Annotated in this window: 24 protein-coding genes; 14 read left to right on the plus strand and 10 right to left on the minus strand. The window is 69.9% G+C overall.

All coding sequences use genetic code 11. From position 1 onward, the window contains the following. Position 1: 1 nt before the first annotated feature. The 8 genes from folE to G555_RS19210 all read left to right on the plus strand — a co-directional run bounded on the left by folE (position 2) and on the right by G555_RS19210 (position 7068). Positions 2 to 562 carry a GTP cyclohydrolase I FolE gene (gene folE / locus G555_RS19200; RefSeq protein WP_036922411.1) on the plus strand — a complete coding sequence of 187 codons (561 nt, stop codon included), beginning with the start codon at positions 2 to 4 and terminating at the stop codon, positions 560 to 562. A 3-nt stretch (positions 563 to 565) separates the two neighbouring features. Continuing rightward, complete coding sequence (gene folP / locus G555_RS0110240; protein ID WP_028708808.1) at positions 566 to 1393, plus strand: dihydropteroate synthase; 828 nt, start codon at positions 566 to 568, stop codon at positions 1391 to 1393. Between the two features lie 2 nt (positions 1394 to 1395). Next, a complete protein-coding gene (gene folB, locus G555_RS0110245) occupies positions 1396 to 1764 on the plus strand; it encodes a dihydroneopterin aldolase (RefSeq protein WP_028708809.1) in 369 nt (122 codons plus the stop codon). Further along, positions 1757 to 2278: a 2-amino-4-hydroxy-6-hydroxymethyldihydropteridine diphosphokinase gene (folK, locus tag G555_RS0110250; RefSeq protein WP_028708810.1), complete on the plus strand. Its 522-nt coding sequence runs from the start codon at positions 1757 to 1759 to the stop codon at positions 2276 to 2278. Before folB ends, folK begins: the two co-directional genes overlap by 8 nt. Continuing rightward, entirely contained in the window at positions 2275 to 2775 is a 501-nt protein-coding gene (locus G555_RS19205; protein WP_051208766.1) for a DUF3180 family protein, read from the plus strand. The genes folK and G555_RS19205 overlap by 4 nt, the downstream gene beginning before the upstream one ends. Positions 2776 to 2805: 30 nt before the next feature. Next, positions 2806 to 3441 (plus strand): hypothetical protein, encoded by a 636-nt coding sequence (locus tag G555_RS0110260; protein WP_156887511.1) that lies wholly within the window; start codon positions 2806 to 2808, stop codon positions 3439 to 3441. A gap of 675 nt (positions 3442 to 4116) precedes the next feature. Next, positions 4117 to 4440, plus strand: a complete 324-nt coding sequence (locus G555_RS0110265) for a histone-like nucleoid-structuring protein Lsr2 (RefSeq protein ID WP_028708812.1) — start codon at positions 4117 to 4119, stop codon at positions 4438 to 4440. A gap of 141 nt (positions 4441 to 4581) precedes the next feature. Further along, a complete protein-coding gene (locus G555_RS19210) occupies positions 4582 to 7068 on the plus strand; it encodes an ATP-dependent Clp protease ATP-binding subunit (protein ID WP_036922413.1) in 2487 nt (828 codons plus the stop codon). Positions 7069 to 7194: 126 nt separating this feature from the next. Here G555_RS19210 and G555_RS21265 read toward each other — a convergent pair whose 3' ends face one another. Then, positions 7195 to 7947: a DUF4190 domain-containing protein gene (locus tag G555_RS21265; RefSeq protein WP_051208769.1), complete on the minus strand. Its 753-nt coding sequence runs from the start codon at positions 7945 to 7947 to the stop codon at positions 7195 to 7197. Between the two features lie 137 nt (positions 7948 to 8084). Continuing rightward, positions 8085 to 8372, minus strand: coding sequence for a hypothetical protein (locus tag G555_RS19225; protein WP_051208771.1), 288 nt, complete (start codon positions 8370 to 8372; stop codon positions 8085 to 8087). 211 nt (positions 8373 to 8583) lie between these two features. Between G555_RS19225 and G555_RS21270 the strand changes: the two genes are divergently transcribed. After that, positions 8584 to 9162: a hypothetical protein gene (locus G555_RS21270; protein WP_051208774.1), complete on the plus strand. Its 579-nt coding sequence runs from the start codon at positions 8584 to 8586 to the stop codon at positions 9160 to 9162. Between the two features lie 13 nt (positions 9163 to 9175). Here the strand turns inward: G555_RS21270 and disA are convergent, their stop codons facing one another. From disA to G555_RS0110305, 3 genes are all read right to left on the minus strand, one after another. Continuing rightward, positions 9176 to 10228, minus strand: coding sequence for a DNA integrity scanning diadenylate cyclase DisA (gene disA / locus G555_RS0110295; RefSeq protein ID WP_028708814.1), 1053 nt, complete (start codon positions 10226 to 10228; stop codon positions 9176 to 9178). 16 nt (positions 10229 to 10244) lie between these two features. Further along, positions 10245 to 11666: a DNA repair protein RadA gene (gene radA / locus G555_RS0110300; protein WP_028708815.1), complete on the minus strand. Its 1422-nt coding sequence runs from the start codon at positions 11664 to 11666 to the stop codon at positions 10245 to 10247. A gap of 101 nt (positions 11667 to 11767) precedes the next feature. Beyond that, positions 11768 to 12403 carry a VOC family protein gene (locus tag G555_RS0110305; protein WP_028708816.1) on the minus strand — a complete coding sequence of 212 codons (636 nt, stop codon included), beginning with the start codon at positions 12401 to 12403 and terminating at the stop codon, positions 11768 to 11770. Between the two features lie 242 nt (positions 12404 to 12645). Here G555_RS0110305 and G555_RS0110310 point away from each other — a divergent pair, with 242 nt between their 5' ends. The 5 genes from G555_RS0110310 (at position 12646) to proC (ending at position 17115) form a co-directional block, all read left to right on the plus strand. Next, positions 12646 to 13455: a sugar phosphate isomerase/epimerase family protein gene (locus G555_RS0110310; RefSeq protein ID WP_028708817.1), complete on the plus strand. Its 810-nt coding sequence runs from the start codon at positions 12646 to 12648 to the stop codon at positions 13453 to 13455. Positions 13456 to 13520: 65 nt separating this feature from the next. Next, positions 13521 to 14450, plus strand: coding sequence for a proline dehydrogenase family protein (locus tag G555_RS0110315; RefSeq protein WP_028708818.1), 930 nt, complete (start codon positions 13521 to 13523; stop codon positions 14448 to 14450). Then, positions 14447 to 15250 (plus strand): CPBP family intramembrane glutamic endopeptidase, encoded by an 804-nt coding sequence (locus G555_RS19230; RefSeq protein ID WP_342662673.1) that lies wholly within the window; start codon positions 14447 to 14449, stop codon positions 15248 to 15250. The genes G555_RS0110315 and G555_RS19230 overlap by 4 nt, the downstream gene beginning before the upstream one ends. 48 nt (positions 15251 to 15298) lie before the next feature. Further along, positions 15299 to 16321: an aspartate-semialdehyde dehydrogenase gene (locus G555_RS0110325; protein ID WP_028708819.1), complete on the plus strand. Its 1023-nt coding sequence runs from the start codon at positions 15299 to 15301 to the stop codon at positions 16319 to 16321. Further along, positions 16318 to 17115 (plus strand): pyrroline-5-carboxylate reductase, encoded by a 798-nt coding sequence (gene proC, locus G555_RS0110330; RefSeq protein ID WP_028708820.1) that lies wholly within the window; start codon positions 16318 to 16320, stop codon positions 17113 to 17115. The genes G555_RS0110325 and proC overlap by 4 nt, the downstream gene beginning before the upstream one ends. Positions 17116 to 17196: 81 nt before the next feature. On the opposite strand, the gene G555_RS0110335 is transcribed toward proC, so the two are convergent. The 5 genes from G555_RS0110335 to G555_RS0110355 form a co-directional block, all read right to left on the minus strand. Further along, positions 17197 to 17871 (minus strand): ABC transporter ATP-binding protein, encoded by a 675-nt coding sequence (locus G555_RS0110335; protein WP_051208776.1) that lies wholly within the window; start codon positions 17869 to 17871, stop codon positions 17197 to 17199. Positions 17872 to 17873: 2 nt separating this feature from the next. Further along, a complete protein-coding gene (locus G555_RS0110340) occupies positions 17874 to 18917 on the minus strand; it encodes a hypothetical protein (protein WP_028708822.1) in 1044 nt (347 codons plus the stop codon). Further along, a complete protein-coding gene (locus tag G555_RS0110345) occupies positions 18914 to 20026 on the minus strand; it encodes a hypothetical protein (RefSeq protein WP_028708823.1) in 1113 nt (370 codons plus the stop codon). Before G555_RS0110345 ends, G555_RS0110340 begins: the two co-directional genes overlap by 4 nt. A 23-nt stretch (positions 20027 to 20049) precedes the next feature. Then, positions 20050 to 20577, minus strand: coding sequence for a hypothetical protein (locus G555_RS0110350; RefSeq protein ID WP_028708824.1), 528 nt, complete (start codon positions 20575 to 20577; stop codon positions 20050 to 20052). Between the two features lie 725 nt (positions 20578 to 21302). After that, complete coding sequence (locus tag G555_RS0110355; RefSeq protein ID WP_028708825.1) at positions 21303 to 21518, minus strand: hypothetical protein; 216 nt, start codon at positions 21516 to 21518, stop codon at positions 21303 to 21305. Positions 21519 to 22647 lie beyond the last annotated feature (1129 nt).

The following is a 22647-nucleotide window of genomic DNA, read 5'->3' on the forward strand; positions in this document are numbered from 1 at the left end:
CGTGGCTGCGTTCGACCAGGCCCGGATCTCCGCGGCCGTGAGGGAGTTGCTGCTCGGACTGGGTGAGGACCCCGACCGCGAGGGCCTCGTGGAGACGCCTCAGCGGGTCGCCCGCGCGTACGAGGAGATCTTCGCGGGCCTGCACGCCGACCCGGCGGAGGTGCTGGCGACCCGGTTCGACATCGACCACAACGAGTTCGTCCTCGTCAAGGACATCGAGGTGTGGTCGGTGTGCGAGCACCACCTGCTCCCGTTCACCGGGGTCGCCCATGTCGGCTACATCCCCGACGGGCAGGTCACGGGCCTGTCCAAGCTCGCCCGTCTCGTCGACGTGTATGCCCGTCGCCCGCAGGTGCAGGAGCGGCTCACGTCCCAGGTCGCCGACGCCCTGGTCGAGCATCTCCGGCCACAGGGCGTCATCGTCGTCATCGAGTGCTCGCACCTGTGCATGACGATGCGCGGTGCCCGCAAGACCGAGTCGCGGACGGTCACCAGCGCCGTGCGCGGGCTGCTCCGCCGCACCGCCACCCGGGCCGAGGCCATGAGCCTCATCATCGGCTGAGCCATGGAGGTCTTCGCTGCCGGACCGACCAGGGTGATGGGGATTCTCAACGTCACACCCGACTCGTTCTCCGACGGCGGCCGCTGGACCGACCTCGACCGCGCCGTCGCGCACGGGCGCGAACTGGTCGCTGCGGGAGCGGCCATCGTGGACGTGGGCGGCGAGTCGACCCGTCCGGGTGCGGAACGTCCGAGCGCCGCGGAGGAGTTGCGGCGTGTGCTGCCGGTCGTCGAAGCGCTGGCCGCAGAGGGGACGGTCGTGTCCGTGGACACGATGCGGGCCGATGTGGCGGCCGCGGCGGTCGCCGCGGGGGCCGCGATCATCAACGACGTGTCGGGTGGGCTCGCCGACCCCGAGATGCTGGCGGCGGTCGCCGCCTCCGGCGCGGGGTACGTCACCATGCACTGGCGCGGGCATTCGTTCGGGATGTACGACCAGGCCCGCTACCACGACGTCGTCGCCGAGGTGTGCGCCGAGCTCGCCTCCCGCGTCGAAGCGGCGCTGGAGGCCGGCATCGAGCCGGCGTCGCTGGCGATCGACCCCGGCTTCGGCTTCGCCAAGGACTACTCCCACAACTGGACGCTGCTGGCCGGCCTGGAGCGGGTCGAGGCGCTCGGGTACCCCGTTCTCGTCGGTGTGTCCCGCAAGGGCTTCCTCGGCCGTCCTGGCGGGCTCGACGCGCGGCCGACCGATCGGGACGCGGCGACGGTGGCCGTCACGGCGCTCGTGGCCGCCCGGCGGGTGTGGGCGGTGCGGACCCATGAGGTCTTCTCCCAGGTGGCGGCGATCTCGGTCGCCGAACGAATCCGCGCCGCGGGCGAGCAGGGGTGACGATGGCTGGGACGACGCGCGTCGAGCTGACGGGCATCCGTGTCTTCGCCCGGCACGGCGTTCTGCCCGCCGAACGCCGCAGCGGCCAGGAGTTCGTGGTCGACGTCCGCTGCGGGATCACGCATCCGGAGGGGGACGACATCGGCCTCACGGTCGACTACGCGGCGCTCGCGCAGCGCGTGCACGATCTCGTCGCCGCCGACCCCGTCGACCTCATCGAGACGGTCGCCGATCGGGTGGCGCGGGACTGCCTGTCCCTGGCGCGGGTGTCCTGGGTCGAGGTGACCGTCCACAAGCCGCAGGCGCCGATGCCGGTGCCGGTCGCCGACGTGGCGGTGACGGTGCGGCATGTGAGGGGGGACGATGTGTGACGACGAGGTCGGCCTGCGGCCCGTGCGGCGGGTGGTCTTCTCCCTCGGTTCGAACATCGACGATCGGCTGGAGCATCTGTGGCTGGGCGTGTCCACGCTCCGCCGGACGCCGCTGACCCGCCTGGTCGGGGTCTCGCCGGTGTACGAGACCGTCGCCGTCGGGGATCCGCAGCCCGACTTCCTGAACGCCGTGGTGGTGATGGACAGCACGCTGCCGTCGCTTGTGCTGCTGGAGCGGGCGCAGGCGATCGAGGCGGCACTCGGGCGTCCGGCGGATCACGAGCCGGGGCCGCGGACGCTCGACGTCGACCTGATCGTGGTCGGAGACCGTGTGCTGCAGACCGAGAGGCTCACCTTGCCGCATCCTCGGGCGCACGAGCGCGCGTTCGTCCTCTTCCCGTGGCTGGACGTCGAGCCGGACGCCGTCCTGCCGGGCCGCGGAGCCGTGCGCGACCTTGCCGACGCCGTCACCGACGAGGGGATCCGCGTCGTGCCGGAGGTGATCGTGCCGTGACCGAGCCGCAGGACGATCGGGAGAAGCTCCGCCCGACGCCGCCCACCGTGGTGGCTGTCGCCGCCATGCTCGGCGCGCTCGCCTCGTACATGTTCTTCGGGACGGTGGAGAATCTCGGCCAGTCCGCTCCGCGTGTGACCGCCGTGTCCTGGCTGGCTCTGGCGGCCGTGGCCGCGGCGACGGCCGTGCTGGCGTGGGTGACCCATCAGCAGGTTCAGCGACGTCGCGAGAGGATCGAGCCCGGCCGGGCTGTGGCCAGACTCGTGCTCGGCAAGACCGCGCTTCTGGCGGGCGCCGCATTCGCCGGCGGATATCTGACGATCGTCGCGTTGTACGTGCCGCGAATCGCAGCACCGCTGCCGCTGGAACGTGTCGTCAACGGCGGCATCGCTGCATTGTGCGCCGTCGTGCTCGCGGTCGCGGGGTGGTTTCTGGAAAGATCCTGTGTGGACCCACGAAGTAAGGATTCGGGCGACGCGCCCCCCGACGTCCGGTGACCTCGGGTATACGGCGGTACCGTGGGGGCCGTGAGCAGTAAGAAGCCCGAGTTGGCGACCCCTTCCTCGTCCGTGCGTCGTGCCGGACTCGTCGTCCTCATCGCCGGTGGCGTGCTGAGCGTTGCAGCCGCCTTCGGCCCTATCTGGGTGGTGCGCGCCGGTGTCGCCATCGCCCTTGTCGCGGGTGTGATCGCCTGCTTCCTGGCCTGGCGCCAGGTGACCGAGGCTCAGCGCGACCGCGAGGCCGAACGTGTGGCGGCGATGCATCGCCAGGCCGTGGCGGCGAGTGAGCAGCGGCAGCAGCACACCGAGGTGCTCGACACGCTCAACGCGAGACAGGACGCTCTGCGAGCGCAGCTCCGAAAGCTGCGCATCACGCATGCGGATCTGCTGATCGAACTCAATACGTTGCGTGGTGACAAGACCGCCCTGACCTCTGATGTGGAGCGCGCTGCCGCCGAGATCGCGTCGCTGCGGGAGCGCGTCGCCGCGCTGGAGGCGGAACTGGTCCTCGAACCGGCCGACGCCGAGGTCCTGTCCTTGCCGCGACGGGTCGGCCGCGACGGCGCGGAGGCGCGCCCCGACGACGACCTTTTCCCGACGGTCATCGACCTCCAAGCGCTCGCCCTCCCCTTCGTCGAGGAGGTCCGCCGCGATCACGCCTGAACCGAACGTCGGCTCACGACCCGGCCCGTCCACGCGAATGGAGGACCGGGTCGTGCCTTGTCCCGATTCGTGGCCTGTGCTGCTGGGATCGTTCCCGACGACTCGGGAGTAATCCGGCCCGCATTGGCCCGAATCGCCGTGGGCCAAGGGCCCGGTTGCTGCGCGGACGCCTTCTGGCCGGAGAATTGGGAATTCCGGTGCTCGTGGTGATGTCGCGCGAGATCGGTTGCCGCGGGCTATCCACGTCTCGGTCCCGGTGGAGTCACCCTTGCGGGGGACCTTCGGGAGAGCTCGCCTTCGTGGCCGGAATGCGGCCCCCGATAGCACTGAATCCCGGTGTGTGCGCACGGCTTTGACCGGCTCTGGCGCCGCGATCCCGGTGGCGCGGGCGGTTTCCGGCCCGGACGGCTTCAAATCCCTGTGTGTCATCCGGCGGCTGATCCGCTGCTCGTGGCGAGTGCGGCCCGCCGGATCCGCTCTGTGATGACGGCCGAGATTACCCCGGCGAGGGGTACTCTCTCGGAAAAGACCGGGAAGGCCTGACACTAACTCGACCCGGCCTTGATGGTGAATAGGTAATGATTTAGGCTGGCTACGTCGTGGACGAGCGCGGGCAACATTCGCGGCGACAGGGCTCAGTGGTTTCTAGGTCAAGGTGAAAGTCGGAGGAGCAATATGGCACAACGTGTGGAGATCATCCTGTCGGACGATGTCGACGGCAGTCTCGCAGCGGGAACCGTCAACTTCGCGTTCGACGGGGTCTCGTACGAGATCGATCTGTCGGAGAAGAACCAGGACAAGTTCCGCGATCAGATGGCCGTCTGGATCGCTCATGCGCGCAAGGTGCGGCGCGCGAGCGGCGGCGCCAAGCGGACGCGCACAGGTGGTCCCACGGGATCGGAGATCCGGGCCTGGGCGCAGGAGAAGGGCATGCAGGTGAATGCGCGTGGCCGTGTCCCGGCCGAGATCAAGGCCGCGTACGAGGCGGAGAACGGCTGAGATCGTACGGCTCGTCTCCGGCCACGATCCGGGATTGAGCCGCAGGCGAACAGCGGAACAGATGGCCTGCAGGGGACGTTCACTAGACTGAACGCGTCCCTGCAGGCTTCTGCGTGCAGGCGCCGATAGTGAGGAGTGCACATGTTCGAACGGTTCACCGACCGTGCCCGCCGCGTCGTCGTACTTGCGCAGGACGAGGCGCGGATGCTCGACCACAACTACATCGGCACCGAGCACATCCTGTTGGGGTTGATCCACGAGGGCGAGGGGATCGCCGCCAAGGCGCTGGAATCGCTGGGGATCACCCTTGAGGCCGTCCGCGAGCAGGTGGAGGACATCATCGGACGCGGTCAGGCCGCTCCGACCGGTCATATCCCGTTCACGCCGCGCGCGAAGAAGGTGCTGGAGCTGTCCCTGCGGGAGGCGCTGCAGATCAACCACTCCTACATCGGGACCGAGCACATCCTGCTGGGCCTCGTGCGCGAGGGCGAGGGCGTGGCCGCCCAGGTGCTGATCAAGCTCGGCACCGATCTGCCGCGCGTGCGCAGCACCGTCCTGCAGATGCTGTCGGGCTACCAGGGCAAGGAGGCCGCGACGGCCGGCGCGCCCGAGGCCGCGGGTTCGCAGACGGCGGCGACGATCCTCGACCAGTTCGGGCGGAACCTGACGGTCGCGGCGCGCGAGAACAAGCTCGACCCGGTCATCGGCCGCGAGACCGAGATCATGCGTGTCATGACCGTGCTGTCGCGGCGCACGAAGAACAACCCCGTCCTGATCGGCGAGCCCGGCGTCGGCAAGACGGCCGTCGTCGAGGGACTCTCTCAGGCGATCGTTCGCGGGGACGTCCCGGAAACCCTGCGTGACAAGCAGATCTACACGCTCGATCTCGGGGCGTTGGTCGCCGGGTCGCGCTACCGTGGCGATTTCGAGGAACGCCTGAAGAAGGTGCTCAAGGAGATCAAGTCGCGCGGCGACGTCATCTTGTTCATCGACGAGATCCACACTCTCGTCGGGGCGGGTGCCGCCGAGGGCGCGATCGATGCGGCGTCCATCCTGAAGCCGATGCTCGCGCGCGGTGAGTTGCAGACGATCGGCGCGACGACGCTCGACGAGTACCGCAAGTACATCGAGAAGGACGCCGCGTTGGAGCGTCGTTTCCAGCCCATCCAGGTGGCGGAGCCGTCCATCGCGTTGACGATCGACATCCTCCGGGGGCTGCGCGACCGCTACGAGGCGCATCACCGGATCACGATCACCGACAACGCGCTGGTGGCCGCGGCGCAGATGGCCGACCGGTACATCTCCGACCGCTTCCTACCCGACAAGGCGATCGACCTGATCGACGAGGCGGGCGCTCGGCTGCGCATCCGGCGGATGACCGCCCCGCCCGACCTGCGGGAGTTCGACGAGAAGATCGCCGCCGTCCGGCTCGAGAAGGAGGCCGCGATCGACGCGCAGGACTTCGAGCGGGCCGCGGGTCTGCGCGACGACGAGAAGAAGCTGCTCGCCGCCCGCGCCGAGAAGGAGGAGGCGTGGAAGGTCGGCGACCAGGACGTCCCCGCCGAGGTCGACGAGGAGGCGATCGCCGAGGTGCTGTCCAGCGCCACCGGCATCCCCGTGTTCAAGCTGACCGAGGAGGAGTCCTCGCGTCTGCTGAAGATGGAGGAGGAGATCGGCAAGCGGTACATCGGCCAGCACGACGCGGTGAAGGCGCTGTCGCGTTCGATCCGGCGGACCCGTGCCGGCCTGAAGGACCCGAAGCGACCCAGCGGTTCGTTCATCTTCGCAGGGCCGTCCGGTGTCGGGAAGACCGAGCTCACCAAGGCCCTGACCGAGTTCCTGTTCGGTGACGAGAGCGCGCTCATCACGCTCGACATGTCCGAATACTCCGAGAAGCACACGGCCTCGCGGATGTTCGGCTCGCCGCCCGGATACGTCGGCTACGAAGAGGGTGGGCAGCTCACCGAGAAGGTGCGTCGCAAGCCGTTCTCGGTGGTCCTGTTCGACGAGATCGAGAAGGCGCACCCCGACATCTTCAACTCGTTGCTGCAGATCCTCGACGAGGGCCGTCTCACCGACGCGCAGGGACGGGTGGTCGACTTCAAGAACACCGTGATCGTCATGACCACGAACCTGGGCACACGGGACATCTCGAAGTCGGTCAACCTCGGCTTCAGCCGCTCCGATGACTCGGCCAGCACGTACGAGAAGATGAAGGCGAAGGTCTCCGACGAGCTCAAGCAGCATTTCCGTCCGGAGTTCTTGAACCGCGTGGACGAGATCGTCGTGTTCCACCAGCTCACCGAGGCCGATATCGAGAACATCGTCGACCTGATGGTCGGCGAGATCGAGGACCGGCTCAAGGACAAGGACATGGGTATCGAGCTCACGCCCGCGGCGCGCAAGCTGATCGCGAAGCGCGGTTTCGACCCCGTGCTCGGCGCCCGGCCGTTGCGCCGTGCGATCCAGCGGGATATCGAGGACATCCTGGCCGAGAAGATCCTGTTCGGCGAGGTCGGCACGGGCGAGATCGTTGTCGTGGACGTCGCCGAGGACGGGTCCGAGACAGCGTTCACGTTCACGGGAACCAAGCAGTCCCCGGTGCCGGACGTCGTCGACGTCGGTTGATCCGGTCGCATCATCCCGGCGCACGGGCGGTCATTCCTTCGCGATGGCCGCCCGTCGCCGTCTGCGCCGCACAAAAAGGCCCCGCGCTCAGCGCGGGGCCTTTGTGTCGGGGCCTGTCCCTGACCGTCAGTAGGTGCTGGCGGCGACCACGAACACGATGAAGATGATGTAGATGATGATGAAGGCGACCCAGAGGATCATCAGGATCGACCCGATGATGCCCATGACCCAGCCGGCGGTGAGCGAGCCGCCGTCCTTGTAGACGCCGGGATTCGCTTGGATCTCCTTGCGAGCCTTGCTGCCGAAGTACCACGCGAACGGTCCGCAGAGCTGCAGCACGGTGATGGACAGGATCCCGAGGATGAGCACCGTGGTGGCCTGGGGATGGTCGGGGAGGACCATCGGGTAGCCGGGCGCGATACCGGGCGCGGCGTACGGCGTCTGCTGCCCGTAGGTCGCGTACCCCTGCGACTCGTAGGTGTTGTACTGCGGGGCCGGCGCAGGCGTCCCGTAGCCGGCCGGAGACACCTGAGCGTCGGACGCCGACGGGGAGCCGAACGTCGAGGGTGACGTGTTGTAGTTGCCCGAGGCGTACCCCTGCGGCGCGTAGGGATCCGTCGGTGCCGCGTACGGCACGGCGGCGGCGCCGTAGGGATCGGTCGACGCGCCGTAGGGATCTGCGGGTGCCGCATAGGGCGCGGTGGGCGCGCCGTAGGGATCTGCGGGTGCCGTGTAGGGCGCGGTGGGTGCCGCGTAGGGATCGGCGGGCGCCGCACCCGGATTGGCCGCAGCGTACGGATCGGCTGGTGCCGCGTAGGGATCCGTGGGTGCCGCGTAGGGGTCGGACTGCGGATCGGGCGTCTGGTACGGGTTGCTCATTGTGGTGTCCCCTCAGGACGGGTGACGTGGGTGTCGGTGTCGAAAGACACGACGCCACCGCCGGGTTGGTGGTTCCGCCGTGAACGGATCGTATCCGATGTGGGCGCGGCAACAGCCCGCGCCCACATCGGTTGAGCTCACTGCTGAGTTGCGGCCAGCCCGACGATGAGGACGATGAAGATGATGTAGAGGACGATGCCGACGATGTAGAGGATCGTGAAGATCTTGCCGAGGAGCGTACCGGTCTTCAGGTTACCTGCCGGGTTCCACTGGCCGGGGTTGGCAGCGATCTCCTTCTGCGCCTGAGCGCCCAGGTACCAGGCGATCGGGGCGCAGATGCCCACGAAGATACCCACGATACCCAGAATGAACACGTTCTGCGCCTTCGGGTGCTCCGGAAGCTGAGTGTTGCCGTAACTCGCCATTGATGCTTCTCCTTTGGTTGTTGGTCTCTCGAAGCCGAATCATGACAGAAAGACATGGCATATCGCCAGATCCTGCGCCTTCTCGACGTGCCGGGCCTCGTGGTGGTTCCGGTCGGCCGCGCCGAGTTTTCTCCAGGACGCCCGGTGAACCGCCGCCGGACAGGGTCCGAGCGGAGCGTCTCGATGGCACCCGAACCCATAGGCTGAGGCCATGGCCGGCTGGTTTCGCCCCGTGGGCACGCGATCCGCGTCCGTCTACTGGCGGCGCCGCCTGCTCGTGACCGCGGCGTTGGTGGCCGGTCTGGCGGTGGCGGGCGGTGTCGTGTGGCTCAACGCCCAGGATCGGCCCACGGCCGGCTCCGACGTGACTCCGGCCGCCGTCGTGAAAGTCGCGACGCACACGGCGCGCGAGTGCGCACCCGGCTTCCTCGCGACGTCGATCACCGGATCGTCGGAGATGAAGCGCGGCTCGACCCATTCCTTCACTGTCCGTGTCACGAATTCGGGTGCCGAGGCGTGTCGACTCACGCTCGAGTCCCGGCCGCTGACGCTCACCGTGTCATCGGGATCGGATCGGATCTGGGGGAGTGCCGACTGCGATGCCTGGGGCCTGACGGGGGACGCCACGATCGAACCGGGCGGCACCCAGGAGTGGAAGGTTCCCTGGTCGGCGAAGCGCTCGCAGTCCGGGTGCAGGCTCGCGGGCGGGACGCTCGGCGCGGGAACCTACGTGGCCACCGCGACCCTCACCGACGTTCCGTCCGCCCGCTTCGTCTTCGCCCTCCGTTGACCTCACGCGCGACTCAGGTGTCGCTCGCGAGCTCCAGGTAGCTCGCGTCGGCGAGCCGTTCGAGACCGTCCCGGATGACCAGGGCACGCCCGGCGCCGACGCCCTCGACGCCGCGAAGGTCGGCGATGCTGGCGCCGAAGAGTTGCTGAAGACTGCCGAAGTGCTCGATGAGCCGGTCGCTGAGCGATGCCGGGATCTGCGTGATCTGGGCGAGCTGGCGATAGCCTCGCCCGGTGAGTGGCGTCTCCAGCGGTTCGTTGGGGTCGAACCCGAGCGCCACGGCCACCGCGTTCGGGTTGAGCAGGTCCTCGGTGGAAAGGTCGGCCAGCGCGGCGAGCGTGAACGGGCGCCCGGGAGAGTCGTAGTCGCGCTCCAGCAGGGTGTGGAGCTCTGCCAGGCCCGCCGTCATCTCGTGAAGTTGCAGCGACACGAGGCGGCCGTCGGTGCCGAGCTGGACGACGTAGTCGCCGAGCTCACCGGTCAAGCGATCGACCATCGTCAGCCGTTGTGCCACGAGCGCCACGTCGCGGAGGGTCACCTCGTCCTGCACCTCCAGCGACGACAGCCTCGCCGTTGCCTCTCGCAGCCGGGTGCGGTAGCGCCCGAGCGTCTGCAGCGCCTGGTTGGCGAGGATCAGCAACTGCTCGGTGCTCTGCACCCAGTGGCGCGTCCCGTCGAGGTACAGGGCGATCGTCGCCATCGACGCCGACACGGTCACGACGGCCTGGGTCGTCTGACGCGACACACGCTCGGCTGTGCGGTGCCGCGTGCCCACCTCGGAGGTCGGCACGGACGCGTCGGGCATGAGATGCACACCGGCGGCGAGGATGCGTGCCAGGTCGGCGCTGACGACGATGGCGCCGTCCATCTTCGCGAGCTCGCGCAGGTTCGTGGCGCTGAATGCGACGTCGAGCCCGAAGCCTCCGGTGCTGATCTGCTGCACGGCGGGCGAGGTGCCGAGGACGATGATGGCGCCGGTGCGTCCGTGGACGATGCGTTCGAGGCCGGCCCGCAGCTCGGTTCCGGGCGCGAGTTGCGCCTCGTACGTGCGCAGGCGATCGTGCACGTCCCCTCCCGTTCGCTCAGGTGGCCGTCGTGGCCCGTCCTGCCGGAAGTGTAGTGCCGTCCGCGGCGTGCTCGACCGCCGCGAGCCGTCGCGAGAGGCCCAGGATCGTCAGCGCGTCGGACACCGTGGCGACGTCGACGACCCGCATGGAGTCGGGAACATCGCAGGGGGGCTCGCCACCGAGCGACGACGGAACGAGTGCCCGCGTGAACCCGAGCCGGCCGGCTTCGGCGAGCCGACGCGGAAGTGCCCGCACCGGCCGCAGCTCGCCCGACAGCCCCACCTCACCGAACACGACGAGCCCGTCGGGGACCGCCTGCTCGCGAGCCGCGGACGCGATCGCCACGGCCACGGCCAGGTCGGAGCAGGGGTCGCCGATGCGCGCCCCACCGACCGTCGACACGTAGACGTCGTGGTTGGGCAGGCGCACTCGGCCCTTCCGCTCGGCGACGGCCAGCACCATCGCGACGCGCGCCGCGTCGAGACCGTGGGTCATGCGCCGCGGCGGCGTGGACGCGCTCGGCGCCGCGAGCGCCTGCACCTCGGCGAGCAGCGGACGCTGGCCCTCGAGCGTGACGGTGAGACACGTGCCGGGCACCGGATCGCGGCGCTGCCCGGCGAAGAGCCCGGACGGATCGGTCACCTCGACGATCCCCAGCTCGCTGAGCTCGAAACAGCCGACCTCTTCGGCAGGGCCGAACCGGTTCTTGGTCGCCCGCACCAGCCGGATGCCGGTGTGCCGGTCTCCTTCGAAGGAGAGGACGACGTCGACGAGGTGCTCCAGGAAGCGCGGCCCCGCGACCGAGCCGTCCTTCGTCACCTGCCCGACGATCACGATGGGCAGCCCGCGGGCCTTCGCGACGCGGATGAGACCGGTCGTGGCCTCCTTGATCTGGCTCACCCCGCCGGGGACACCGTCGCCCCCGGCGACCTGCACGGTCTGGATCGAGTCGACCACGACGAGCCCCGGGTCGACGGCGTCGATGTCGTCCAGGATCGTCCCCAGGTCGGTCTCGGCCGCCACCAGCAGCCCGTCGGTGACCGCTCCGGTGCGCTCGGCGCGGAGGCGGACCTGCGTCGTCGACTCCTCGCCGGTCACGTAGAGCGTGCGGCCGTGCCGGCCTGCCCACCGCCGGGCGACCTCCAGCAGCAGCGTGGACTTGCCGACTCCCGGCTCGCCGGCGAGCAGCACGACCGCGCCGGCGACGAGCCCGCCGCCCAGCACCCTGTCGAGTTCGCCGATGCCCGTCGGCCTGCCCACCGTCCCCTGTGCGGGGACCTCGGTGATCGGCAGGACCTCCCCGCGGCCGACCGTCGCCGCGGCCGGCTCGGCCACCGTGCCCCACTGGCCGCACTCCGCGCAGCGGCCGACCCACTTGGCGGTCTGCCAGCCGCATTCGCTGCACCGGTACGCGGTGCCCTGCGTCTTCTTGCCCACATCCGCAACCTAGCGCGCGGCACCGACAGGATTTCGATGGTGCCGCGGCGCCGGGCGCGCCGCCGCGGTGTCGCGCCGATTCCGCGGCGCAGACCGCAGGCTCAGATGCTGACGATCCCGTTGGGGCATTCGAAGGTCGCCGAGACGATCCCGGCCGGGCCCTCCGGCTCGCGGAACCGCACGCGAACACCGTCGAACGCGTCGGCGACGCTCTCGCCGAGCCAGTCCTCCACCACGGACTGCGCGCCCGCGATCTCGAACTCGACAAGCCGGGCGGCGGCCGGAAGGGCGCTCGGAAGGACGTCCTCCTCGCTCTTCCAGCGGATGTAGTAGGGGAGCTCCGGGTCACGGATCAGGTCGCGAACGCCGATCTGCTCCCACTCCAGAAGGCGGCCGTCGGGGAACCGGCGCGACCCGGCGACGGCCGGGCGGCCGAGCCGGTCCTCGTAGGACGACAGGTCGTCGACCGACACGACCCATCCCATCCATCCACCGCCCAGGTGCGTACGCGCCCGCACGGCCTGCCCGAAGGGCGCCTTCTCAGCGGCCGGATGCTCCAGCACCTCGACCACTTCGAGATAGCGGTCGTCCTGCAGGGGGAGGATGTGGTTGCGCGTGCCGAATCGCGGGTGGAACCCCCCGTCGCGAAACCTGCATCCGAGCGCGGCACCGAGGCGATCCGCTTCGGCGAGAAGACCGCCGGGACTGGCCGCGAACACCAGGTGATCCACATGCATGTCCTCATTCTGGACTCGCCGGGCGGAAGAGACGAAATCGGCGGTCCCGGGGGACGCCCCCGGCCCGGGCACCGACGCGGCGACACGAACCCCTCGGGCGCCCGGACGTGTCCTGCCCGGGCGGGGCGCCACGCGCCTGCCTGGTCGCCGAGGCGTCCGAGGAAGCCGTGCTGGACCGGAGCCCCGGGAGCCCCGGATGACTCCCCGACGGCGAACTCCGCCGACCGGATTACACTTGCCGCGTGAATGCGCTTGCGACCACACCCGTGGTCCTGTCCACAACGTCGGTCTATCCCGAGTCCACGGCGAGCGCCTTCGAGGTCGCCAGCTCCCTGGGGTACGACGGCATCGAACTCATGATCGGAATCGACCCCGTCGCCGTCGACATCGACGCGGTGGAGAAGCTCCGCGACTACCACGAGATGCCGGTCACCTCGATCCACGCCCCGTGCCTGCTCGTGACGCAGCGCGTCTGGGGAAGCGACCACTGGGAGCGGCTCGTCCGCTCGGCCGAGGCCGCGAAGCGACTCGGTGCGACCGTCGTCGTCGTCCACCCCCCGTTTCGGTGGCAGTCGAGCTACGCCGGGAACTTCGTCGAAGGCGTGCGTGCGCTCACCGAGGACACCGGGATCCTGTTCTGCATCGAGAACATGTATCCCTGGCGAACACCGGCGGGCGAGCTCAAGGCGTACAGCCCCCACTGGGATCCGACCGACTTCGACCACGACCATCTGACGCTCGACCTGTCCCACGCGTCCACCGCCCGGATGAGCTCCGTCGACTACGTGCGGAGCTGGGGAGACCGGCTGCGCCACATCCACCTCACCGACGGGACGGGCTCTTTCAAGGACGAGCACCTGATCCCCGGGCACGGCGACCAGCAGGCCGCCGAGGTGCTCCGCCTGGCCGGCGAGAACGGCTTCGACGGGCAGGTCGTCCTGGAGATCAACAGCCGCAGCGCCGGCTCGCGGGCGAACCGGGAGGCCCAGCTCGCCGAGGCCCTCGACTTCGCGCGTACCCACCTCGGCCAGCGGGTGGAGCAGCCCAGCTAGCGACAAAGCCGGTCCCTGGCCTGCGGGGACGGCAGTAGGCTCGCAACGAGACGAAGGGAACACCGATGCTGCGCAGGACGGTCGCGGCGGTCGTCGGCTCCAAGCCACTGGCCGCCGTCGGGCAGGCGTTCCCGCCCGCCCGCGCGCTGGCCGCCCAGTTCGTGGCCGGCGACACGCTCGGGGAGGCGCTCCCGGTCGTGAAGAGCCTCGTCGCCGACGGCTTCCTCGTCACCATGGACGTCCTCGGCGAAGCCGTCGAGACCGCGGCCGCCGCCGAGAAGAACAGCACCGAGTACCTCGACCTGCTGCAATGGCTGGCGGCCGAACGGCTGACCGACGCCGTGGAGGTGTCCCTCAAACTGTCCGCCGTGGGGCAGGCGCTTCCCGACGGGGACGGCCTCAGCGGCGAGCACGCGCGGCTCATCTGTGCCGCCGCGCACGGCATCGGGTCGGCCGTCACCCTCGACATGGAGGACCACACCACGACCGACCTCACCCTCGGCACCTGGCGCTCCCTGCTGCCCGACTACCCGCGGACCGCGGCCGTCCTGCAGGCGCGGCTGTTCCGCACTCCCGACGACCTGAACGAGCTGGCGGTCGACGGTCGCCGGATCCGCCTCTGCAAGGGCGCCTACACCGAGCCGGCCGAGATCGCGCACCGCAGGTCCCGCGACGTCGACAAGGCGTACGTGCGCGGCCTGAAGCAGCTCTTCGCCGCCGACGCGTACCCCATGATCGCGACCCATGACTCGCGGCTCATCGAGATCGCGCAGGAACTCGCCGCGCGGGCCGGGCGCGAGCCGGGCAGCTACGAGTTCCAGTTCCTGTACGGCGTGGCCGCCAAGGACCAGGAGCGGCTGCGGGACGCCGGGGAACGCGTCCGCCTGTACCTGCCGTACGGCACGGAGTGGTACCGCTACTTCTCGCGCCGCCTCATCGAGCGTCCCGCCAACCTGGGTCTCATGCTGCGGGCCCTGGGCAGGCGCCGCCCGTGAGCGCGCCGCCCCCCGACCGTCCCGAAGCGCTGCGGTCACTGCTGGAGCCGTCCGCGCCGTCCGCGCGGCCGAGGTTCGGCTGGGAGGTCATCATCGTCCTCGGCATCTCCCTCGGCCGCTCGGCGGTGTACTCGATCCTCTCGATCATCGACAAGCTGACGGTCAACACTCCGCTGAACCAGCAGACGACGTCCATCAACAGCTCGGTCACGCCCGACCGTCCCTGGCTGGACCTCGCCTACCAGCTCACCTACATCGTCTTCCCGCTGGTGCCGGTGGCGCTGGCCCTGTACCTGATGCATCTGTCGGGGGACCGCCGCGAGATCGGCCTCGACCGGAGCCGTCCCTGGTTCGACCTGTCGCGGGGGGCGCTCGTGTTCGCCGGGATCGGCATCCCCGGACTGGCGCTGTACCTGGGGGCCCGCGCGGTGGGGCTGAACACCAACGTGTCTCCGGCGAACCTCGCCGAGCACTGGTGGACGGTGCCGGTGCTGATCCTCCTCGCGTGCATGAACGGCGTCGTCGAAGAGGTCGTCATGCTCGGGTTCCTGTTCAACAGGCTGCGCAGGATCGGGTGGGGACCGGTCGCGTACCTGCTGGTGAGCGCGTTCATCCGGGCGAGCTACCACCTGTACCAGGGATTCGGCGGGTTCGTCGGGAACCTCGTCATGGGCATCGTCTTCGGCCTGTTGTACCTGCACTGGCGGCGCGTGACACCGCTGGTCGTCGCGCACACCCTGCTCGACGTGGCGGCGTTCGTGGGGTACGCGGCGCTCGCGCCGCACGTCGACTGGCTGTAGCCCGGACGCGTGCCGGGCGCGGCGCGGGCCGCCGGTAGAGTTCACCCCATGCGTGTTGGTGTGTTCGGGGCGACCGGGCAGGTCGGGGGCGTCATGCGGACGCTGCTGGCCGAGCGCCGCTTCCCTGTGTCCGAGATCCGTTTCTTCTCCTCCGCCCGGTCCGCCGGCCGGACGCTGCCGTGGGGCGGCGGAGAGGTCGTGGTGGAGGACACCGCGAAGGCCGACTTCACGGGGCTGGACGTCGCCGTGTTCTCGGCCGGTGGCGCGACGTCGCGCGAGTTCGCTCCCCGGGTCGCCGCCGCGGGTGCCGTCGTGGTCGACAACTCGTCGGCGTGGCGGCGCGATCCCGAGGTCCCGCTCGTCGTGAGCGAGGTCAACCCGGAGGATGTCGCGAACCCGCCCAAGGGCATCATCGCCAACCCGAATTGCACGACGATGGCCGCGATGCCGGTGCTGAAGCCGCTGTCCGACGCGGCGGGCCTTGTTCGCCTGCGCGTCGCCACCTATCAGGCGGTGTCCGGGTCGGGCCTGGCCGGCGTCGCGACGCTGGCGGCGCAGACGACGGCTCTGGACGATCCTGCTCGCCTCACCTACGACGGGTTGGAGGACCTGACGGCGGATCTCGGCCCGTACGTGGCGCCGATCGCGTACAACGCGCTGCCGATCGCCGGGAGCCTGGTCGACGACGGTACCGGCGAGACCGACGAGGAGCAGAAGCTGCGCCACGAGTCCCGCAAGATCCTCCACCTGCCGGGCCTGCTCGTGTCGGGCACGTGCGTCCGGGTGCCGGTCTTCACGGGGCACTCGCTCGTGGTCCACGCCGAGTTCACCGATGACCTGTCGCCCGAGCGAGCGGCCGAGATCCTGTCGTCGGCTCCGGGCGTCGTGCTGGCCGATGTGCCCACGCCGCGACTGGCCGCGGGCAGCGACCCGTCGTATGTGGGCCGCATCCGCGTCGACCAGGCCGCCCCCGAAGGCAAGGGCCTGGTGATGTTCATCGCGGGCGACAACCTGCGCAAGGGCGCGGCGCTCAACGCGATCCAGATCGCCGAGCTGGTGGCAGCCCGGTGATCGGGGTCCTCGGCGCGGGGGTCATGGGCGAGGCCCTGTTCTCGGGTCTGCTGGCGTCCGGTTGGGAGGCCGCCGACATCGTGGTCACCGACCGGCGTGAGTCGCGGCAGGCCGAGCTGACCGAGAAGTACGGTGTGCGCGCCGTCTCGAACGCCGAGGCGGCCGAGGTGGCCGACACGCTCGTCCTCGTCGTGAAGCCGCAGGACGTCGCCGACCTGCTGGAGGAGATCTCCCCGGCCGTGCGGCCGTCCACGCTGGTCGTGTCGCTGTGCGCCGGGATCACGACGTCCTTCATCGAGGAGCGGCTGCCGGCCGGCACGGCGGTCGTCCGTGTCATGCCGAACACTCCGGCCCTCGTCGCGGCCGGAATGGCCGCCCTCGCGGCGGGACGGCACGCCAGCCGTGAGCAGGTCGCGACAGCGAAGGGTCTGCTGGAGGCCGTCGGCGAGGCGCTGGTCGTCCCCGAGAAGTACCTGGATGCGGTCACGGCTCTGTCGGGCACCGGCCCGGCCTATCTCTTCTACGTCGTCGAGGCGATGATCGACGGCGGGGTGTTGCTGGGACTGCCGCGTGATATCGCGGCCGAACTGGCCGTGCAGACGATGTACGGCTCGGCGAAGCTGCTGCGCGAGACCAACCAGCATCCGACCCGGCTCCGCGAACAGGTGACGTCCCCGGGTGGCACGACCGCCGCGGCGATTCGCCAGTTGGAGGACCACCGGGTGCGGGCGGCTTTCATGACCGCCATCGAGGCCGCGCGGGACCGCAGCCGGGAACTGGCCGCCGGTTCATAGCCCCCGGACCCGCGCCGAACGCTCCCAAACCGCCGGATCCGGGCCGTTTTCCGGCAGTTCGGGAGCGTTCGGCGTCCCGGGTCAGGCGGCCGACGTCTCCGTGGCCAGCTCCACCACGCGGCTGGCCCGCTCGGCGACGGCGGGGTCGTGCGTGACGAGGATGATCGCGGCGTCCGGGATCACGCGCAGCATGAGGTCGAGGATGCCGTCGCGCTTGGTCGCGTCGAGCGACCCGGTGGGTTCGTCGGCCAGCAGGAGCGAGGGACGGCTGACCAGCGCCCGGGCGATCGCGACCCGTTGCTGTTCGCCGCCCGACAGCTCGGCGGGACGGTGCCCCAGGCGGCGCGCCATGCCCACCTCACGCAGGGCCTCCTCGGCCTTCGCCAGAGCCGACTGCCGGGACTCGTCGCGGAGCCGCAGGACGAACGCCACGTTCTCCTGTGCCGTGAGCATCGGGAGCAACCGGAAGTCCTGGTAGATGTGCGCGAGGTGCCTCAGCCGCAGCGCCGCCCGGGCGGCGCTGCTCGCGCCGACCAGGGAGTCGCCGAACAACCGCACGTCGCCCGTCTCGGGCAGCCGGACGCCGGACGCGAGCGCGAGCACCGTCGACTTGCCCGACCCGGACTCGCCCAGCAGCGCGACCCGCTCGCCGGGCGCGACGGTCATCGAGAACTCGTCGAGCACGTGCACGCGTCGCCGCCGGTGTATGAAGGATAACGAGACGTCGTCGAGTTCGAGAACGCTGGGGACGGGCACGATCAGCTCCTGTGGGTGGTGGCGAGCCCGACCTGACGCGTCCGGGCGAGGGTGAAGACGACGGCGAGGCCGGCGAGGACGCCGGTGGCGACGAGAAGTTGCGCGCTGGTGACGTAGAAGCGTGTCCAGGCCATGATGAACTCGCGGGCGGCCCAGGAGGCGACGGCGGCGGCCGTCCCGGCGAGCAGGGCCATCGCGAACACCGCGAACAGTCGCCCGATCAGCGGGGTCTGACCGAGGTCCACGATGACCGAGGCGATGGGCGAGAGCCGATCGACAAGGGTGCGCGTGACGCGTGCCACTCCGAGCAGCCAGATCGCGAGGCCGATGAGGATGAGGGACCACAGGAAAGGTGTCATCGCGAGCTTGCCAAACGCTATGTCCAGCAGCGCGGACAGGTGCGTCTGGCTCGTCACTCCGCTCGGGGCGGAGCCGTCGTAGGTGGTCGAGTCCAGCGACGTCATGTCGAGGCCGGGGATAGTCTGCTCTGCCGTTGTGGCGCTCAGGATCAGCAGCCCGCCGTTGCCGCCGTTGTCGGGAAGGTGGAAGGGGCGCACGATACCGCTGACGGTCACGGTGCGGCGCGGCTCCTCATCGACCGACGGAGCCCATTCGACCATCAGTTCGTCACCGACGCCGACGCCGAGGGTGGCCGCGCTCGCCTGGTCGAGCACCGCCTGACCGTCGCGAAGAGTTCCTTCCACCAGGTTTCCGGCCACGAGACGGGCCACATCGGCCTGCCGCCCGTCGGGGTAGATCCACGTCGTCGGGCGCATGGAGTCTAGAAACATGTCGTCGGCGGGACGCGAGGTCGAGACCTCGCTGCTGGTCGCGACCGTCAGGCCATCCGCGTTGGTGCCTGGGCTCTTGGCGGCGTAGTCGAGGCCGCTTTCCCAGCGCAGGCGGTCGAACCACCCCCGTGAGCAGTACAGCACCGCGAAGCCCGCCAGCGCGCCCACGAGAACAAGGATCACGAGGTCACGCGCGACCTCGGCAGGCTTCAGATGGCGGGGCAGGGTGCCCCAGGTGACGAGGGTGGGTCTCACGATGTCCTTTCCAGCGAGCGGAGGGTGTGGACGCCGAAGGCGGCGCCCGTCACCGCGACGACCCCGACGGTGCCGGCCACGACGAGGCCCAGCAGCCGAACCTGGGTCGGCGGGAGCCCGGGAGTGAGCCACGCTCCGAAGAAGGCGAGCGAGCCGAGCGCGGCTCCCACCACGATCGCGGTGCCGGCCGTCAGGGTGGCCATGGCCGTGACGCGCGGCACGATCCGCCCAAGGTCGCCGCCGAGCTGATGGGTGAGGTCCAGCACCGGCAACACGGCACGCCGGAAGACGTCCAGCTCGCGCACCGCCAGCCCGAGACCGCCGAGGATCGCCAGCGCCCCGATGACGCGGATCAGACCGAGCCCCGTGGTCGCGGCCTGGTCCGTTCGTGCCTCCAGCCCGGCGCGCGACTCCGAGTCCACGGGGTAGCTGCCGGTCGCCTCCAGCATCCGGCGGATCTCCGGCGTCGAGAGCCTCGCGGCAAGTTCGTCGGCGCTGAGCCCGGCGACGTAGACCTGCCCATACTCCTGCGGCTCCGGCGCGGCGGCGAACAGGGGTTCGGCCGGGGCCTGCGCCGAGTACTCGGCCCCCGTCTGCCGGACGGCGAAGACGGCGCGCACGGTGAGCGTGACCGGAGGGAGATCCTCCCCGGTCCCGACGTCCACCGTGTCACCGGGGGCGACCCCGAGATCCTTCGCGGCGTCGGCGGTCAGGTCGATCCAGCGTTCGGTGGTCGTCGAGCGCGAGCCGGCGATCACGGTGGCGTCGGGGAAGGGAGTGACGCGCTCGTCGCAGGTCGGCGCCAGCGGCGCGAGCTGCACGTTGTCGATGACGTGGTCCGCCGCGGTCAGGCGGGTGAACCAGAGCGCCGTCACGCAATGCGGAGCATCGATCGCCGCGTCGACGATCGGCAGTTGCGCGGCGGGAATGGCGGTGCTGGACCACAGATCGAACTGACCGTGGCTGTAGGCGCCCAGTTCGATCTCTCGCTGGATCGGATAGATCATGCCGAGTAGGACGGCCAGGCCGGCGCCGACCAGCACCGTCAGCCCCAGCCTGGCCAGCTCGCGCCGGACGACGGGCCACAGGGCCGCGGCGGGAGAGGACATCTCGGGTCTCCTTCGGCGGAGCCTCAGGACACTTTGATGTAGTCGATCGAGTTGGCGTCGATCGAGTGTCCCCTCCCGGTACCGCCATGCACGTAGCCGCTGGAGCCCTTCGACCGGGCCTTCGCGCTCGCTTTGATTGTGACGGTCTTGCTCCCCCAGAAGGTGCTCTGGCCGGAGACAACCCATGCGCTGCTGCCCACGTAGGTGTCGCGGCTGGAGACGTAGTGGCGACGGTACAGGTCAGCGTTCACCACGCTCACCAGCGTGGGGGTGGCGAACGGTTTGGTCGGGAAGGTCTGGGTGTAGTACCCGGTGACCGGCACCGGAAGGCCGAGGAACTGCGCGTTGTACTTCATGGTGGCGGTCGCTGTGACGGTGTTGCCGACGCGCGGGTAGTGGGTGCTGACGGTCGACTGGGCGGAGACCCGCCAGTTGGAGTCGCCGCTGATGGAGACGGGCCCTGCGTGGGCGGGGGTGGCGGACGCGATGGCGCCGGCTCCGATGACGGCGAACGCGGATGCGGCCGCAAGGTCCGTGGTGGAGGTGGACATCGGGGTGGTCCTCTCGGGGTCTGGCGGGGTTGCCTGTGGCAGGGAACGTAACGTCGCCGCCGCGCGAATGTCAATCAAATAGGGGACATCTGAGGTTCGGGCGCCCTGCGCCCGTGCCGCTGCGGCCGTCCGGAATCGACCCTTGGCAAGCGGCGTCGTCGTGCGGGAGCGCTCACCCGTGGGCCACCCTGACGTCTCAGAATGTGGCCGTTCCGTGCGAGTGCCCGGTGAGCAGAGAAGCGAGGCACGGTGTCGATGCACGGGGGTGTGACAATCCGGCCCGGATGCTGTGGCGGGGCGTCGGGGAGAGCCTGATGAGATGGGGTCCTGGCCGGTTTGTCACGCCCGGTGTCGCCCCGGCGACTCACCGAGACCGCAGATCGCGACGACCATGTGGAACCCCCTCGGCGGGGGTGTGTGACATTCCGCTCAGGAGCGGTGCCGTTCGGGGCGCGCAGGGGTCGGAGGCGAGCGGGCGTGGCCGGTGTGTCACACCGGGCTCTGGGGGTCGGGTGTGACGGGCCGTGCCGTGTGTGTGGGGGAGGCGCTGTCGGGGGTCGGAGGCGGGCGGGCGTGGCCGGTGTGTCACACCGGGCTCTGGGGGTCGGGTGTGACGAACTGTCCCATGTACGTGGAGGCAGGCGCGTCCGGACGTCGATGAGAGGCAGGCCTGGACGGAATGTCACGGTGGTGACGGTCCTGCCAGGAGAACCGGGGAGGCCCGGTTACGTGGACCGCCTGGTCCCGAGCCACGCCGACAGCGCGACGAGCACGCCCAGCAGGCCTACGAGGGTCGCGCCCGTCAGCCAGGGCAGGGGAGTGTCGCTGAGGTTCCGCTCGTCGGCAACGTAGCCCAGGGCATAGGACGCGCCGCCACCGACCACGGTCACGGCCAGGGAGGCCAGCAGGATCCAACCCCACGCGCGGTGGCTTCTGCTCACATCACGTCAGTTACGGCCATCCGCGCGGATGCGGCCGCGAGGTACGTCGTGAAGGCGGACATTGGGGTGATCCTCTCGGGTCGCGGCGGGGTTGCCGGTGACAGGAAACGTAACGTCGCGTACCCGCGGACGTCAATCAGATAGGGGATATCGCGTGTTGCGGCGCCGCAGCTTCCGGAACCGGGTAGTCGACGGGACGCGGGCTTGCGGCTAGGGCCGTTGTCTCGCAGGTCAGAGGGTCGGCCAAGGGCCACGTGGCGTCTCAGGAAGATGGACCTACCGCGCGTGGGACCCCGGGCGGGATCTGGTGCCGAACGGAGTCGGCGGGCAGATGGGCCTGCCGCGCGTGGCGCGTGACCGGGCAAGCCGTGAACGCATCCGCTGTGACATTCCGGCCCGGATGCGGTGATGGGGCCTCCAGGAGAGGTCGATGGGCACGTGATCCTGGAGGGTTTGTCACGCCCGGTGCCGCCGGGGTGGGGCGTTACATTCCGTCCAAAGTGCGCGGATGCGGTCGCCAGCGGAGGCCGGTGAGGCGCAGGCGTGGGCAGGATGTCACAGTGGGTGACGGGTTCGCCGAGGCGCCGGCAAACCCGACTACGCGATCTCCTGGTCGCGAGTCCCGCCGGCAGCGCAGACCGCCACTCCACCAGGCCGACGCCGACGGTCGCGGTTGCGACGTTGTGCGCAGAATGACGCCGGACCGGACGTGGTCTCAAGCGGTCCAGTCACCGGATGCGGATTTCTCTACCGATTGGGCCGGCTGAGCGTCGCGATTCGGTACATGACTGCGCGACCGAGCCGCTCGGCGGGGTGCGCCGCCGCCATACGGTGCACACGTCCGCAACCTCGATCGTGGCGAGCCCAGCGCGTGGACGCGCTGTGACATTGTGAGCCGGGTGCGGCGGCGAGGTCTCCGGACGGTGCTGGTGGAACGTGATCTCGGATGGTTTGTCACGCGGCGAGTCGTGGGCGAATGTGACATCTCGCCCCGGACGCGGCGATGAGAGGATCGGGCGACCCTGGCGGGGACGGATTGTCTCCTCAAGGAGCGTGACTGCAGCTCAAGGTCTTTCGACAAGCTCAAGGAGCGTGACGTAGGCCGAGGTCCTTTCGACAAGCTCAAGGA

The organism is Propionicicella superfundia DSM 22317, from assembly GCF_000423465.1.
Taxonomy (GTDB): domain Bacteria; phylum Actinomycetota; class Actinomycetes; order Propionibacteriales; family Propionibacteriaceae; genus Propionicicella; species Propionicicella superfundia.

What these genes read in the sequence shown, in the direction of transcription:
- folP (WP_028708808.1), top strand. Translation starts at nt 566, where the DNA reads ATGGAGGTCTTCGCTGCCGGACCGACCAGGGTGATGGGGATTCTCAAC.
- folB (WP_028708809.1), top strand. Translation starts at nt 1,396, where the DNA reads ATGGCTGGGACGACGCGCGTCGAGCTGACGGGCATCCGTGTCTTCGCC.
- folK (WP_028708810.1), top strand. Translation starts at nt 1,757, where the DNA reads ATGTGTGACGACGAGGTCGGCCTGCGGCCCGTGCGGCGGGTGGTCTTC.
- G555_RS0110265 (WP_028708812.1), top strand. Translation starts at nt 4,117, where the DNA reads ATGGCACAACGTGTGGAGATCATCCTGTCGGACGATGTCGACGGCAGT.
- G555_RS19210 (WP_036922413.1), top strand. Translation starts at nt 4,582, where the DNA reads ATGTTCGAACGGTTCACCGACCGTGCCCGCCGCGTCGTCGTACTTGCG.
- G555_RS21265 (WP_051208769.1), bottom strand. Translation starts at nt 7,947, where the DNA reads ATGAGCAACCCGTACCAGACGCCCGATCCGCAGTCCGACCCCTACGCG.
- G555_RS19225 (WP_051208771.1), bottom strand. Translation starts at nt 8,372, where the DNA reads ATGGCGAGTTACGGCAACACTCAGCTTCCGGAGCACCCGAAGGCGCAG.
- G555_RS21270 (WP_051208774.1), top strand. Translation starts at nt 8,584, where the DNA reads ATGGCCGGCTGGTTTCGCCCCGTGGGCACGCGATCCGCGTCCGTCTAC.
- G555_RS0110305 (WP_028708816.1), bottom strand. Translation starts at nt 12,403, where the DNA reads ATGCATGTGGATCACCTGGTGTTCGCGGCCAGTCCCGGCGGTCTTCTC.
- G555_RS0110315 (WP_028708818.1), top strand. Translation starts at nt 13,521, where the DNA reads ATGCTGCGCAGGACGGTCGCGGCGGTCGTCGGCTCCAAGCCACTGGCC.
- G555_RS0110325 (WP_028708819.1), top strand. Translation starts at nt 15,299, where the DNA reads ATGCGTGTTGGTGTGTTCGGGGCGACCGGGCAGGTCGGGGGCGTCATG.
- G555_RS0110345 (WP_028708823.1), bottom strand. Translation starts at nt 20,026, where the DNA reads ATGTCCTCTCCCGCCGCGGCCCTGTGGCCCGTCGTCCGGCGCGAGCTG.
- G555_RS0110350 (WP_028708824.1), bottom strand. Translation starts at nt 20,577, where the DNA reads ATGTCCACCTCCACCACGGACCTTGCGGCCGCATCCGCGTTCGCCGTC.